At 43.1% G+C, this 14,543-nt stretch carries 16 protein-coding genes; 10 read left to right on the top strand and 6 right to left on the bottom strand.

Features of this window, described 5'->3' with window-relative positions; genetic code table 11:
* Window positions 1-31: 31 nt before the first annotated feature.
* Window positions 32-268: a hypothetical protein gene (locus tag B3O12_RS03795; protein ID WP_286755346.1), complete on the top strand. Its 237-nt coding sequence runs from the start codon at window positions 32-34 to the stop codon at window positions 266-268.
* Here B3O12_RS03795 and B3O12_RS03790 read toward each other — a convergent pair.
* Together B3O12_RS03790 and B3O12_RS03785 are read right to left on the bottom strand one after the other, a co-directional pair.
* Window positions 262-681 carry a Fur family transcriptional regulator gene (locus B3O12_RS03790; protein ID WP_189628932.1) on the bottom strand — a complete coding sequence of 140 codons (420 nt, stop codon included), beginning with the start codon at window positions 679-681 and terminating at the stop codon, window positions 262-264. The genes B3O12_RS03795 and B3O12_RS03790 overlap by 7 nt on opposite strands.
* A 54-nt stretch (window positions 682-735) precedes the next feature.
* Window positions 736-1,032, bottom strand: a complete 297-nt coding sequence (locus B3O12_RS03785) for a DUF6787 family protein (protein ID WP_229838518.1) — start codon at window positions 1,030-1,032, stop codon at window positions 736-738.
* Window positions 1,033-1,197: 165 nt separating this feature from the next.
* Here B3O12_RS03785 and B3O12_RS03780 point away from each other — a divergent pair, with 165 nt between their 5' ends.
* Window positions 1,198-2,124 (top strand): universal stress protein, encoded by a 927-nt coding sequence (locus B3O12_RS03780; protein WP_189628930.1) that lies wholly within the window; start codon window positions 1,198-1,200, stop codon window positions 2,122-2,124.
* A 23-nt stretch (window positions 2,125-2,147) separates the two neighbouring features.
* Here B3O12_RS03780 and B3O12_RS03775 read toward each other — a convergent pair whose 3' ends face one another.
* Together B3O12_RS03775 and gpmI are read right to left on the bottom strand one after the other, a co-directional pair.
* Complete coding sequence (locus B3O12_RS03775) at window positions 2,148-2,717, bottom strand: hypothetical protein (RefSeq protein ID WP_286755345.1); 570 nt, start codon at window positions 2,715-2,717, stop codon at window positions 2,148-2,150.
* The gene (gpmI, locus tag B3O12_RS03770; protein ID WP_286755344.1) at window positions 2,714-4,222 is read right to left on the bottom strand and encodes a 2,3-bisphosphoglycerate-independent phosphoglycerate mutase; all 1,509 of its coding nucleotides are present in this window, start codon (window positions 4,220-4,222) and stop codon (window positions 2,714-2,716) included. Before gpmI ends, B3O12_RS03775 begins: the two co-directional genes overlap by 4 nt.
* A 127-nt stretch (window positions 4,223-4,349) precedes the next feature.
* Between gpmI and B3O12_RS03765 the strand changes: the two genes are divergently transcribed.
* The 4 genes from B3O12_RS03765 (at window position 4,350) to B3O12_RS03750 (ending at window position 7,257) form a co-directional block, all read left to right on the top strand.
* Window positions 4,350-4,754, top strand: a complete 405-nt coding sequence (locus B3O12_RS03765) for a DUF4783 domain-containing protein (RefSeq protein WP_189628927.1) — start codon at window positions 4,350-4,352, stop codon at window positions 4,752-4,754.
* Between the two features lie 23 nt (window positions 4,755-4,777).
* Window positions 4,778-5,635 carry a carboxylating nicotinate-nucleotide diphosphorylase gene (gene nadC, locus B3O12_RS03760; protein WP_189628926.1) on the top strand — a complete coding sequence of 286 codons (858 nt, stop codon included), beginning with the start codon at window positions 4,778-4,780 and terminating at the stop codon, window positions 5,633-5,635.
* A 108-nt stretch (window positions 5,636-5,743) separates the two neighbouring features.
* Complete coding sequence (locus B3O12_RS03755) at window positions 5,744-6,220, top strand: YcxB family protein (protein WP_189628925.1); 477 nt, start codon at window positions 5,744-5,746, stop codon at window positions 6,218-6,220.
* A gap of 179 nt (window positions 6,221-6,399) precedes the next feature.
* Window positions 6,400-7,257 carry a DMT family transporter gene (locus B3O12_RS03750; protein ID WP_286755343.1) on the top strand — a complete coding sequence of 286 codons (858 nt, stop codon included), beginning with the start codon at window positions 6,400-6,402 and terminating at the stop codon, window positions 7,255-7,257.
* 37 nt (window positions 7,258-7,294) lie between these two features.
* Here the strand turns inward: B3O12_RS03750 and uvrA are convergent, their stop codons facing one another.
* A complete protein-coding gene (gene uvrA, locus B3O12_RS03745) occupies window positions 7,295-10,111 on the bottom strand; it encodes an excinuclease ABC subunit UvrA (RefSeq protein ID WP_286755342.1) in 2,817 nt (938 codons plus the stop codon).
* A gap of 271 nt (window positions 10,112-10,382) precedes the next feature.
* On the opposite strand from uvrA, the gene B3O12_RS03740 reads away from it, so the two are divergent.
* From B3O12_RS03740 to B3O12_RS03725, 4 genes are all read left to right on the top strand, one after another.
* On the top strand, window positions 10,383-10,982 hold the full coding sequence (locus tag B3O12_RS03740; protein WP_189628922.1) for an RNA polymerase sigma factor: 600 nt from the start codon (window positions 10,383-10,385) through the stop codon (window positions 10,980-10,982).
* Window positions 10,957-11,193: a hypothetical protein gene (locus B3O12_RS03735; RefSeq protein WP_189628921.1), complete on the top strand. Its 237-nt coding sequence runs from the start codon at window positions 10,957-10,959 to the stop codon at window positions 11,191-11,193. Before B3O12_RS03740 ends, B3O12_RS03735 begins: the two co-directional genes overlap by 26 nt.
* A 14-nt stretch (window positions 11,194-11,207) precedes the next feature.
* Window positions 11,208-11,861 (top strand): endonuclease III, encoded by a 654-nt coding sequence (gene nth, locus B3O12_RS03730; RefSeq protein ID WP_189628920.1) that lies wholly within the window; start codon window positions 11,208-11,210, stop codon window positions 11,859-11,861.
* A 188-nt stretch (window positions 11,862-12,049) separates the two neighbouring features.
* A complete protein-coding gene (locus B3O12_RS03725; RefSeq protein WP_286742756.1) occupies window positions 12,050-13,279 on the top strand; it encodes a glycosyltransferase family 4 protein in 1,230 nt (409 codons plus the stop codon).
* Here B3O12_RS03725 and B3O12_RS03720 read toward each other — a convergent pair.
* The gene (locus B3O12_RS03720) at window positions 13,245-14,528 is read right to left on the bottom strand and encodes a hypothetical protein (protein WP_189628918.1); all 1,284 of its coding nucleotides are present in this window, start codon (window positions 14,526-14,528) and stop codon (window positions 13,245-13,247) included. The genes B3O12_RS03725 and B3O12_RS03720 overlap by 35 nt on opposite strands.
* Window positions 14,529-14,543 lie beyond the last annotated feature (15 nt).

The following is a 14,543-nucleotide window of genomic DNA, read 5'->3' as shown; positions in this document are numbered from 1 at the left end:
CCAGCTTCGAAAAGAAGTATTACTAATTATTATGGGTAGCTTATACTACGACCTTATTCTAAGCGGGCTCACTTATGTACTGCTTACTTACCTAACCTTTACGCTTATGAGAAGACGAAAGCGTTCTGATTCTAATGGTGATGAGGGAGGAATTAATTGGGAGGAGGGGCCACAGATAGATTTACCTCCCGGAGTTGTTTGGCCAACAGGCCCTTCTGACTCTGAACCACCAAAGAAGCAGCTAAAAAAAGAAGAGTTGGTTTACTGATTGCATTTATTGCAAACCCCGGAAACCAAGTAATTGCTTTCCAGAGCCTCGAAGCCGGCAGGCAACTTTACCTCGGGTATATCTACCAACTCCAAACAGGTGGTTTCATCACACTCCTGGCATTTAAAGTGGATATGATTGTGCTTGTGGGAATCTTCAGAGCATTCATCATGACACAAGGCATATCGGGTAGCACCACTATCGTCAAGTACTTTATGAATAAGTCCCTTGTCCATAAAAGATTTTAGGGTTCGGTAAATGGTTACCCTGTCGTACTTGCCATCAATTTCTGTTTCGATATCGCTATGGCTTATAGCCACCTGCTTATCTAGAAAAACAGAAATAACATCGCCTCTACTTTGCGTGAGTCTTAATGAATGGCTCTTCAGCAGTTTTTTTACTTCGCTATCCACGATCTAAATATAAAGATTGACAGTAAGATAAGGCTATTTTGAATAAAATGGTTCTCAGTTCTTGTCACGCTTTTTGAACAGCCGCCCCATACGCTGCACAAACTGTTTCTCCCAGTTCCAGAAAAAAGCAAACTGTCCGAAAATAAACCCATAAATAAGAATCAATACCTGATAAAGCGGAAAGATGAGCACTATATATAAAAGCACTCCCCAAAACCCGGTAATGTGCTCAAAGCCCACCAAATCAAAGATAAATGGCTTGAGGAAAAGCACTGTTGAGCCGGTGAAGGCAAAAACGATGAGCACCATTACGGTTTGAAAGATGGAGTTGAGGCCCCACTTATTCTGCATTTTTTCTAAGAAACTCCTCTGCGACATTGGCTCGGTTTAAAGGGCAAATTTATAAAAGCCCCAAGGTTTCTCATGCCGTAATTTTAAAAAGACTAAAAAAATACCTGAGGCGGTGGAATGACCAGCTTTAATTCAATAAATTGGAGCCTAATCTAATATTGCACCATGCAAGACCTCACCAAGTTTCAGCGAATGATTGTGGCGCTCGATTTGAGCCAAATGGATGTTTATTTACTGAAGTATGCCTCTATGGCGGTAAAGACTTTCGACATAGATGTAGTGTACTTTATGCATGTAACCACCAGTTTAGAACTGCCGGAAGAGATTCAGGAAAAATATGGCGACCTAATGGCACCCATAGATGAAACTCTGGAGCATGAAATGAATCAGGTTATTGAGCAGCATTTTGTAAAACCTGAAAACTGTGAGATTAAAAACATAGTGGTAGCCGGAAAGGTAACCGATGAGATTCTAAAACTGGCCAAAGTAAAAGTGGTAGACCTGGTGCTACTAGGAAGGAAAGAGAAGCTCGGAGGCTCAGGGCTCAACGCCAAAAAAATCGCTAAGTCCATTAGTGCCTCGGTGATTTTTGTTCCGGAAAACCCACCGCTAGAAATGAACAAGGTGATGGTTTCTATCGACTACTCCGATCACTCAAAAATGGCCTTCGAGATTGGCATTGCTCTGCAAAAAAAATCCGGAGCAAAACTACTGAGCAACCATGTTTATAAAGTGCCCACCGGTTACTACAAGTCGGGCAAGAGCTATGAGGAGTTTGCAGAAATAATGCTTGAAAACACCAAAAAAGAGTGTGAACGCTTCTTCAAAAAAATGAACCTGGAAGGTGTAGACTATGATCACACTTTTGCTCTGGACGATGACCCGCATCCGGCCGATAAAATATATAGAACAGGACTTGAGGAAAAGGTAGACCTCATTATCATTGGCTCAAAGGGAAGGTCCGGACCTGCTTCTGTGCTCATTGGTTCGGTGGCAGAAAAACTTGTCGAAGAAGGAGACGACATGCCCATTATGATCATAAAAATGGGTAAAGAGAACATGAGCTTTCTGGAAGCCATTTTTAGAATATAACTAGCGCTAGCAGGCGGTTCGAACTAATAGGTTATAACCGCCTCTACCTCAAAATCAAGTACATCTTTTAAGTGCATTTCTTCATGCCCTTTGATTTTGAAACCACGCAAGTGGCCCGAATTCTTGTCCAGATACAGGGTAAGTTGCTTTGAACTGTCGAAAATAACGTTGTGCTCACCGGTCACAATATCTACCTGCTCTAATTCTCCGTCCACATACAAACACTCCATAGTTTGCACAGCCTGTTTTGCCGATTTGGCTGTGTAAATAACCTTCTCATGGCCTTCTAAAAGGCTCAACGTCTCGCTAAAGTAGGCTCCCCTGTTACCCGGCATTGCAATATTCGCTGCCAGAAAAAGACCCAACTGCCCCTTCCACTCGTCTTCATCGGCCGGCACAATGGTTATATGGTCTGTGTTACCGTCAGACGTTACCTTTTTCTCCAAGCCGGCCTTCACACTTAGTAAGTGTCGTATTTCATCGGCCAACAACTGTTCTATATTAAAGTAAGCCTCTTCTTTAGCAACAGGTTGTGGCTTTTGGTTGCACGAAAAGGCCCAAAAACAAAGAAATAGCACCAAAGAAACTCTCATAACAATAAGTCGCCTGTCATTTCTGCCGGAATGTCAATGCCCATAAGCTTGAGAATGGTTGGAGCCAGATCGCCAAGCTTACCCTCCTTCAAAGCAGGCTTTAAATTGTTGTCTACGAGTATACAAGGTACCAGGTTGGTTGTATGAGCCGTATTGGGCGAACCATCAGGGTTAATCATTATGTCGGAATTCCCGTGGTCAGCAATTACAATGGACGTATAACCGCTGTTTAATGCAGCCTTCAAAACATCTCCTGCACAAGCATCGACTGTTTCGCACGCCTTCACCGCAGCATTAAAGTCTCCGGTATGGCCTACCATATCTGCATTGGCAAAGTTCAGACAAATAAAGTCGGCTGTTTGTGCCTCAAGTTCAGGAATTATAGCCTCAGTAATAGCTTTTGCCGACATTTCAGGTTGCAGATCATAAGTAGCTACTTTTGGTGATGGGCACAGAATTCTTTTCTCTCCATTAAACTCCTTTTCTCTTCCTCCGCTAAAAAAGAAAGTTACATGAGGGTATTTTTCTGTTTCGGCTATTCTTATTTGCGTTTTTCCGGCACGCTCTAAAACCTCTCCCAGAGTATTGTTTAAGTTGTCTTTGTCGAAAATGACTTTAACTCCTTTAAAGGAATCGTCATAGTTGGTCATGGTCACATAGTGCAAGTTCATGCGACTCATTCCAAACTCAGGAAAGTCCGTTTGTGTGAGTGCTTGTGTAATCTGCCTTCCACGGTCGGTACGAAAGTTAAAGCAGATCACCACATCGTCCTCTTGTATGGTGGCCCCTGTAGCCATTGTTACAATGGGTTTTATGAACTCATCCGTTACTCCTGCCTGGTAAGATGTGTCAATAGCCTGCAGAAAATCATCTGTTTTCTCTCCTACACCATGGACCAGAGCGTCATAGGCAAGCTTAACCCGCTCCCAACGATTGTCTCTATCCATTGCATAGTACCTACCTACCACAGAGGCTAACCGCCCGGTGGTTTGTCTGGCATGGTTAAGAATATCGGCTATATAGGCTCTTCCCCCTTTAGGATCAGTATCACGGCCATCCGTAAACGCATGCAGGTACACCTCCTGAAGCTCATGTCTCGCACAAATGGTCATGAGGCCTTTCAGGTGATTAAGGTGAGAATGAACTCCTCCATCGCTCACCAAACCCATTAAGTGTACTTTTTTATGGTTGGCTCTGGCATAAGATAAGGCCTCCTTTAACGTATCATTGTCTTGTAGAGTGCCCTCTTCTACCGCCTTATTGATTTTCACCAGATCTTGATATACTACTCTTCCGGCCCCAATGTTCATATGCCCTACTTCCGAATTGCCCATTTGTCCTTCGGGTAATCCTACTGCCAGACCAGAAGCTTCCAGAGTACTGTGGGCATAGGTTTCAAAGAGTTTATCCATTACCGGGGTTTTAGCTCGGTCTATAGCCGATACCGTTTTGTCTTGTGCCAGCCCCCAGCCGTCCAGAATCATCAATAAAACGCGTTTCTCCATGGCGGCAAATATAATTATTAAAGCCTGGTTTGTAAGTCCACACTCATTCTATTAATTTGATCGTTCTAAAGAACCAACCTATGATATCTGGCATTATTTTGGCATCATAGGAGTAAGTTCAAAAGACATGAAGACCTATCTAAAACACACTGTAGTAATACTGATGCTTTCGCTTTCGCTACCACTTCTGGCGCAGGAAGAGTCTATTATCAGTAAAGTAGAAGGGGCTCTAAAAGCCAGCAGTTCTAAGGAACTCACCAAGCACCTCCATGAGAAGGTAGAAATTAAACTGGATGGTGATCGCAAAGAATACAGTGTCAATCAGGCTGAAATAATGCTAAAGCAATTCTTTCAGCAATACCCTTCAAAAGGCTTTGAGTTTATTCACGATGGTAATAACTCTTCCGGAGGCATCATTTATGCCATTGGCACCTATACTTCTTCAGGAGGGAGCCACAGAGTAGTTATTCGAGCCAAAAAGTTCAAAGACATCTACAAAGTATACCGTTTGGAATTTACCAAAGAACGATAAGTGCTTTTAGCTACCTTTGTTGCATGAGACCTCCTTATGTGACCGATGCCCTGCTCGATGATTTTATAACCCGCGCACTAAGCGAAGATCTTGGAGATGGTGATCATTCTACACTCTCTTGCATTCCTGCCAGCAGCGAACAATCGGCCTACCTGCTTGTGAAAGAGGCCGGAGTAATTGCCGGTATGGAATTGGCTCCGCTTGTTTTTCGAAAGTTAGACCCAAACATGCACATTGAAATGTTGGCCAAAGACGGTCAGCAAGTGGCCAAAGGCGATGTAATTATGCGCTTGCAAGGAAAAGTTCAGGCTATACTCTCCGGAGAACGCCTGCTTTTAAACTGCATGCAACGCATGAGTGGCATTGCCACCAAAACAGCTCAATTAAATTCGCTGATAGCGGGCACTGGAGCTAACCTTCTCGACACGAGAAAAACAACTCCAAACATGAGGATGCTGGAAAAATGGGCGGTACTCATTGGCGGAGGAGTAAACCACAGGTATGGTTTGTATGACATGATTATGCTCAAAGACAACCACATTGATTTTGCAGGAGGAATAACCCAGGCCGTTCGTGCCACTCAAAACTACCTGAAAAGCCAAAATCTCAACCTGAAAATCGAGGTGGAAACACGAAACCTGCAAGAAGTGAAAGAAGCAGTAGCCGTTGGTGGAGTAGATCGAATTATGCTGGACAATATGTCGGTTGAAGAAATGACAGAGGCCGTGAAATACATTGACGGACGCTCAGAGACAGAGGCATCCGGTGGAATTACTGAATCGTCCATTCGCCCGGTAGCAGAAACCGGAGTAGACTTTATTTCCGTTGGAGCTTTAACACACTCCATAAAGAGTTTAGACATAAGTCTTAAAGCAGAATAAGCATTGGCAAAGGGTAAGCGTAATTTTTTAGTTCTATTGATTGAAGCCTTAGTTTTGATCATTATGTTTGTGTTCCTTTTTCGACACTGTGTATAAAAGGACCAAATAATGATAGTTAAGACAAAGAAATACGCGCTCGATAAAAAGGCCTATATGCGCGCTGGCCTAAAAAATGTACTCAAAGATCAGTGGTGGGTTATACTTATTGCCTTGGCTATTTCGGCCATGACCTTTGTGGTTCCTTCTAACTGGTGGTGGATTGGTGCCCTTATTGCCCTCACCCTTTATGTGCTTTTCTGGGTAATTCAGTTTGCCGGTGTCACCCAGCTAGAGCAAAGCAAAATGCTTTTCGAAAAGCTCTCTTATGAAATTGACAGCCGTCAAATTCTGATCAAACTAAATAGCAAGCAGGGAATGCCTATGAAATGGGAGCAAATAAAGCGGGCCTGGATCGATAAAAATCAGATTGTGCTAGTGGTTAATAAAGCCCAATTAATGCTATTTCCACTAAACGTCTTCAAAACTCAAAACGAGATTAAATTCATAGAAACCATTCTCAAAAGAAAGGGGCTAATTAAAGAATAAGCCTTACTGCCTTTTCTATTTCAGAGACTTGCCGCCTGCTTTTAAGCCGGGAGCCTTATTCCCTTTCTCCACCTTTAGAGTGCTTTAACCACTGGCGAATATTTCAATCACCAGGTATTTAAGTGCCCTAAAAGAAAGTAGGCAGAAATTTATCGGCTTCAATGCGCTAAATTCGCCCTGTGAATCCACGCTACTACGTTGAAGGGCTGATCGCTGTTTTCATTTTTGGCATCACTCCGGTATTTATTAAAGAGGTTAGCGCCAATGCCTTTACCATTGGGGTGGTGAGGCTATCTATAGGCATTGTGTTTCTCTATTTCCTTGCCCGACACTCCAACCTAAAGAAGTTGAACTTAAAAGAATGGAGGGCCTTGTTATGGATAGGCTTACTGTTTGGTGCTCACTGGGTCACTTATTTCATCAGTGTAAAAATGTCGACCCCATCGATGGCCATTTTAAGTGTCTCTTCTTTTGGAGTACATATGATATACCTTAACTGGTTAATTAAAGGGGTGAAGCCACGGTTAACCGATGTTGCGGCTGTAATGATTGCCGTAGTGGGCATTTTCTTGATTATTCCCGACTTTGACCTTCAAAACGATGTAACTGCCGGCATTCTCATAGGACTATGCAGCGCATTGTTTTTTGCCATACTTCCCTTTGTACAACAAAGGCATCAGCACATCGACTCCATGAGCAGAGCCTTCGGTCAGTACACCTTTGCCATGTTGGTTTTTCTTCTTTTTTCTGCAAAAACAAACTGGAACTTAACCCAAATCGATTGGATCTATTTGGCCATTCTGGGTGTAATCTGCACAGTAGTGGCGCACACCTTGTGGCTAAGGGCCTCTACCATGTTACCGCCCACCAATACGAGCCTTATATTTTATTTAGGCTCGCCCATTGCCATGTTCACCAGTTATCTCTTTCTCAATGAAGAAATGAGTAGCTCAAAGCTTATTGGTGCCGGGCTCATTATTTCAGCCAATATTTTTGGGGTTCTTATGAGGAGGTCAGGCAAAAAAAGGCCTGCCTGAACTTAGGTAGAAAACACCTGCAAAATTCCAAAATAAACTACAAAACCTCGGCCAGGTACCTGGCGGTGTGGTTTTCGTCTTTTATGGCCAGCATATCTTCAGGCGTGCCGGCAAAGCAAACACGACCTCCCAATTCTCCCCCTTCAGGCCCCAGATCAATAATCCAGTCGGCACACTTAATCACCTCTGTGTTGTGTTCAATAATTAATACTGAATTGCCCTGCTCTATAAGGGCATTGATGGAATGCATGAGTTTACTGATATCGTGGAAGTGTAGCCCGGTGGTGGGTTCATCGAAAATAAAGAGAACATGGTCTTTACTGGTTCCCTTTCCTTTACCCAGAAAATAAGCCAGCTTTACACGCTGAGCTTCTCCACCACTGAGTGAATTGGAAGACTGCCCCAACCTTATATAACCCAAACCCACCTCTTGCAAAGGAGCCAGTTTATTGATGATCGATTTCTCATTCTTAAAAAACTCCATGGCATCATCTATGGTCATGTCTAACACCTCAGCAATACTCTTTTCGTGGTACTTCACTTCTAAGATTTCTTGCTTGAAACGTTGCCCCTTGCAACTTTCGCAGGTTAGGTGAATATCGGCCATAAACTGCATTTCAATCTTCACAACACCTTCACCCTGACAGGTTTCACAACGCCCCCCGTCTACATTGAACGAAAAGAAAGCCGGCTTGTAGTTTCTTTGTTTCGCCAGAGGCTGATCTGTAAATAACTGCCTAATGGCATCGTAGGCCTTCACATAGGTAACCGGGTTTGATCTTGACGATTTACCAATGGGGTTTTGGTCTACAAATTCTATTTGGGTTACTTTCTTTAGACTTCCCTCCAGGCTTTCCATTTTACCGGTTTGTTCGCCCACAGTACCCAGCATTTTTCCCAGTGCAGGGTATAATATTCGCTTAATAAGGGTAGACTTTCCGGAACCACTCACCCCCGTAACCACAGTAAGCACACCCAGAGGTATTTCTACATCTATGTTTTTAAGGTTATTCTCTCGGGCTCCTTTTATCAGTAATTTGTCGTTCCATCTTCTACGTTGCCCAGGTATTTCCATACGGTCTGTACCATTGAGAAAGCGAGCCGTATGAGTATTTGCATGCTCCATCAGTTCATTGAGCGAGCCCTGAAAAACCAGCTCCCCTCCGTTCGATCCGGCATTGGGGCCAATATCAATTATCTGATCGGCCGCCTGCATCACCTTTTCTTCATGTTCAACCACCACTACCGTATTGCCTAAATCCCTCAATGATTTAAGTACAGATATTAGCCTGTCGGTATCTCGCGGATGTAACCCTATGCTCGGCTCATCGAGGATATACATTGAGCCCACTAAAGCACTGCCAAGCGATGTAGCCAATTTTATGCGCTGAAACTCCCCTCCTGAAAGGGTATTTGTTAGCCTGTTCAGTGTGAGGTAACCAAGACCTACCCTTTGCAGGTAGTCTACCCGGTTAACAATCTCTTTTATGAGTCTTCCGGCAACTTTCTGTTCATGAGCCGTAAGGCTTAGCTCATTAAAGAATAGAGCCACACGTTCTATGGGCAGCAACACCAAATCAGTGATAGACTTGCCGCCAACCTTTACATAGGCTGCATCTCCGCGCAATCGGGTTCCTTTACATTCCGGACAATCCGTTCTTCCCCTGTACCTGGAAAGCATAACCCGGTATTGGATTTTATGGGTCTTCGATTCGAGATAATCGAAGAACTTGTTGAGCCCTTTGAAGTATTTATTACCTGTCCAAAGCAACTCTTGTTCGGCTTCTGTAAGCTCATTGTAGCTTCGGTGAATCGGAAAGTCAAATTCTATTCCATGCTTTAGCAATGGCTGAAGCCACTTTTTCATGGTTTCACTTCGCCAGGGGGCAATGGCTCCTTCGAAAACAGAAAGTGTTTTATCGGGAATTACCAAGTCTGGGTCAATGCCCAAAATCTTTCCAAACCCTTCGCAGCGCTTGCAGGCCCCATAAGGGTTATTGAAGGTAAAGAGGTTGACACTCGGCTCTTCGAACAACATACCATCAGCTTCAAACCGATCGGAGAAGGCATATCGCTTATCTCCGGGAATTTCAATGATACAATCTCCCTGGCCTTCGAACAGTGCGGTTTGAACTGAGTCACTGAAACGGAACTGTGAATCTTCATCGTGCTGAACGATTCCTCTGTCTATGAGTATTTCAATCTCATTTTCAATAAGCTGGTCCGGTTTTTCGAGCAATTCTTCAATAAATCGTGGTTCACCGGAATATATTACTCTGGTGTATCCCTTTTGAAGTAGAATATTGAGCTCTTCTTCTAAGGTTCTTTCTTCTTTGGTAATAAGGGGGCAAAGAATCATGAGCCTGGTACCCTCCTCTTTGGAAAGGATAAACTCTACTATACTGGTTACGCTATCGCGCTGAACCTCCTGCCCACTAATGGGCGAAATAGTCTTGCCAATACGTGCAAAAAGCAGTTTAAGGTAATCGTAAATTTCGGTGGTTGTTCCTACGGTAGACCTAGGGTTTCTGCTACTTACTTTTTGCTCTATGGCAATTGCCGGAGAAACACCTTTAATATAATCTACCTCGGGCTTCTCCATTCTCCCCAAAAACTGGCGAGCATAACTACTCAAACTTTCCACATACATGCGTTGACCTTCCGCAAAAAGAGTATCGAAGGCCAAAGACGATTTTCCGGACCCCGAAAGACCGGTAACCACTACCAGCTTGTTTCTTGGAATGGCTACACTTAGGTTTTTGAGATTATTTACTCTTGCTCCCTTTATGACAATGAACTCTTTGGGATCGAGCTGGTCGATAGGGGTTTGGGCTAAAGCAGTTGTTGTAGACATGAGATTGCAAAGATAACAGAGCCAGCAACTTAAATGTTGCTCAATGGCCGACTCTTTATTCCGAATTTAATAAAGGTGTTCTGGCACAATCATTGAGGATAATTTGGCGCACAGAATTTTCTCAGTTGTAAAAATAAAACGAAAGAACTAGTTAACGAATTTGCTTTGTTTTTAACTTTTAATACATTTGAGTTTAGTTCTAAGTAATTAATGTCTAACCCTAACCAGCACAATATGATATAAACCTCTACGTTAACCTAACATTAAGAACATGAGGAAATATACTGTAAGCGATAGCCAACTAATATCGCAGTATAAAAATGGTAACGAAGAGGCATTTTCTACGCTGGTCAATCGTCACAAGAAAAAGATTTACACCACTATTTATCTGATCGTAAAGGATCAGTATTTGGCAGAAGACCTTATGCAAGAGGTATTTGTTAAGGTGGTTAAAACGGTCAAAAGTGGCCGGTACAACGAGGAGGGAAAGTTTCTCCCCTGGGTAACCCGAATAGCCCACAACTTGGCGATTGATAACTTCCGAAAAGCAAAACGTTACCCAACCATAGTCATGGAAGATGGCAGTAGCGTGTTCAACACATTGGAATTTTCAGAAGACTCTATGGAGTCTAAACAGATAAAACAAGATACTCATGCTTTGCTACGCGATTTGATTAAAGAATTGCCCGATGCTCAGCGTGAGGTTTTAATGATGAGGCATTATATGCAAATGAGCTTTCAGGAAATTGCCGACTCCACAGGGGTTAGCATCAATACTGCTTTGGGTCGTATGCGCTATGCTCTCATAAACCTGAGAAAAAAGATGGACAAAAAGAATGTTGCCTATGATCAAAACCTTTACCCAAGATGACCTAGTACGTTACATTTATCAAGAAACCTCTGAGGAGGAAAATGCTGAAATACTAAGCGCTATGCTTTTCGATGATGAGTTAGCTCAAAACTTTCAGGGCATGTTAGACATTGTGTCTGAATTAGACAGTGCCATGAAAACACCTTCTGACAAAGCTATTGATGCTATTACCAGTTATTCCAAATCATTCCACCTTCATTCCGTTGAATAGCTTATTTTAGCGGAATGACAAGGAAAGAAAGGTACGAGGCATTTGTAACTTACTTTAAAGAAAATCAGCCACAGGCTGAAACTGAATTGAACTACAGCAACCCGTTTGAATTACTGGTTGCTGTTGTTTTATCGGCCCAATGCACCGATAAGCGTATAAATATGGTTACCCCTAAGCTGTTTGCCGATTTTCCTACTCCGGAACACCTGGCGGCTTCCAGTTTCGATGAACTCTTTCCTTACATTAAGTCTGTTTCTTACCCCAACAATAAAACAAAGCACTTGCTCGGGCTGGGCAAGATGCTGGTAGAGCAATTCGATTCACAAATACCCAGCACCATTGAAGATCTTCAGAAACTACCCGGAGTTGGAAGAAAAACAGCCAACGTAATTACTTCGGTCATCTGGAACCAACCTTCCATGGCGGTCGATACGCACGTGTTTCGAGTTTCAAAACGACTTGGGCTTGTAAACCAAAACGCCTCTACTCCTCTTGCCGTTGAAAAACAACTGGTAAAACACTTAGACAAGGAGGTAATACCACTGGCTCATCATTGGCTCATTTTACATGGAAGGTATACCTGCCTGGCTCGGAAGCCCAAATGTGACGAGTGCCACCTCACTCACTTTTGCCGTTACTTCGAGAAGAAGGAAAACATTTTGCGATAGCAATTTTTCGTAAGTTTAGGATAGTGTTTAATTCTTTTGATCAAGCCCTTCGACAAGCGAGATTTTTGCCCCAGCTCAAAGTCGGCTTGTCGGCAGACAGGCATGGAGAGTTTAGGTTGAATACTCGTTTTGGGAATTAAAAGGTTAAAAAAGCTGATTGGATCGAAAGCAGAACGAATTGACATTTAGTGGCTCAACGCATTTTATACATTCACCAATACTTTAAAACTCCTCTTGAAGGGGGAGCCATTCGCTCTTATTATCTGGCGAAAGGCCTGGTTGAAAATGGTTATGAAGTAGAAATGCTCACCAGCCACAATGAGGCTATTTACACCCGAACAGAGGTTGACGGTATAACCGTACACTATTTACCTGTGCGCTATGCTAACGAAATGGGCTTTCTGAAACGAATTTGGGCATTTCTCAAGTTTGTGAAGCTGGCCAAGCGCTACGCTAAAAGCATTAACAGTATTGACAAGGCCTATATTACCAGCACTCCTTTAACAGTAGGCCTTATTGGCCTGTGGCTTAAAAAAAAGAGGGGTATTCCATACATTTTTGAGGTACGCGACTTATGGCCAACAGCGCCTATTGAATTAGGCGCTATTCGAGGCATTGTACTCAAAAGCTACTTATACAGGCTAGAAAAGAGAATATATACCGGAGCAGATAAAATTGTGGCTCTATCGCCCGGCATGCGCGACTGGATTGTAAAGACTGTACCGGAAAAAGAAGTGTTTCTTATTCCCAATATGGCCGACTGTCAGTTTTTTAGAAAGGAAGAAAAGGATCCTAAGCTGGCCGAATTTTATCATGCCCGAGAACCTTTTATTATCACTTACATTGGTAGCATCGGTGTTACCAACCATTTAGAGTATTTGCTCGATGTGGCTGCACTTTGTAAGAAAAAAGACCTTAACATAGGCTTTAAGGTAGTTGGTCAGGGATCCCAGTTGAGTAAAATAAAGCTTACGGCCTATTTGAGAAAGCTCTCCAATGTGGAGTTTATTGGTCATCAAAACAAAGAGGGGGTTAGAAGAATACTGAACATTACAGACGCCACTTATGTGTGTTTTGCCAATATACCCGTGTTGGGTACGAACAGCCCCAACAAAATGTTTGATAGTCTTGCTTCGGGCAAACTCACGATTGTAAACTCTGCCGGGTGGACCAAAGACCTTGTAGAGCAGTATGAGTGTGGGTTTTATGCACACCCGGAAAAGCCCGAAGAATTTCTTGTCAAACTAATGCCGTTCATAGAGAAGAAAGAGCTGTTGGAACAGTATAAGAACAATGCCCGACAAATAGCAGAAAAGCTGTACTCTAAAAAACTACAAGTTGAAAAGCTCACCAAGGTTTTGAGTAACGAGAACCACTTGAAGGCTAGCGAGAGCGAGGTCTATATTTTGACTGCATAAGTATTTTCTGTGCATCTGTTTCAGCCATCAGCTCTTTAAAATCTGCCCCCGTTTCTTTCATATAGGCATTTACAATTTGCCAGCCCAGCCATTGGCCAATTCGGCCAGGACATCGCTTATCTATCTCTAATACGCTTGGACGCTCGTCAATATATCGGGTAATGGCAGTAGGGTCTTCACTATAGAGGAGCCTCTCCTCTACGAAGTGCGACCAGATTAACGCTTCACTCACTGTGGCATCGGCCAGTTGTTGACGTGAATAGCCAATAATTAGGCTGTCATTAACGCACGGCAACATTTGTTTGGCAAAAGCCATGGCCTTGCCGTAGTAGATCATTTCATCTAAAACAGTTCGGCTGTCCTGTTTTGTCTTGTTGTAGCGAAGCGACATAAACTGCATAAGCTGAGGAACCAAATGGTCGGGGCTCATGCGGTTGAGAATATAGTCGTATATGTTGGGTCGGTAAGAGGCTTCTTCTCCCAGGTAATAATCTAAGCCAATTACAATGAGCGAGTCTGACAAAAATAGGTCTTTTCCAAAAGCTGAGTATACCGCCTGTACTTTGGGAGCACTAAAATCAGGGTATATGCCCTTAAGTCTTCCAAAGGCCTGATCTAACTCGTAGGCCACTTCCTGGGCACTAATTAGTGCCAGGGTTTCTTGGTAGAGTGTGTCTACGTAAGGGTTTTGTAGCAGCTCAAAGTTTTCGTTGAGTAAATCTTCAGGGGTCTGAAAACCAAAGACAAATTTAAAGTATTCGTATTCCTCAGGGTTAGATTCCAGATACTGGTCAATAGCCTCCGTATTGGTCAGATCTTCCAGCCGAGAGCCCTTAAGCAATTCATAGATATCTTCCAGGCTTTTTTGCTTATTGGCCATCAAGTATTCATAAGTGAGGTATTCACGGACATCACGATTCTGATCGAGCAGCTCCTGGAAGCGTTCAAAGTCAGGGGCCTTAAATATGGCCTTCACTTTTGGCACCTGGGTGAATCGTAGCACTTCGTTTAAAAAATTCTGCTTTGGTATTAAATCGCCAAAGCCAAAAAAGTAATCGCGTACTACCGGGTTCTCCTCAAAAAAGCTCACCAGCTCTTCCCGGCTTTCAATACCATAAATGGCATGGGTGAGGTCTTCAAAAGCAAGGTCAATATCTACTGCCGAGTAGTCAACATTTTCGCTACAATCATCGTTGGAACATGCGGCTAACAACAGCACAAATAGTAAAAAAAACCACGGTTTAGACATACTCACTTTTTAAAA

This window comes from Roseivirga sp. UBA838, from assembly GCF_002296035.1.
Taxonomy (GTDB): domain Bacteria; phylum Bacteroidota; class Bacteroidia; order Cytophagales; family Cyclobacteriaceae; genus Roseivirga; species Roseivirga thermotolerans.
The sequence above is the reverse complement of the archived record's forward strand: the minus strand, read 5'-3'. Positions and strand labels throughout refer to the sequence as shown.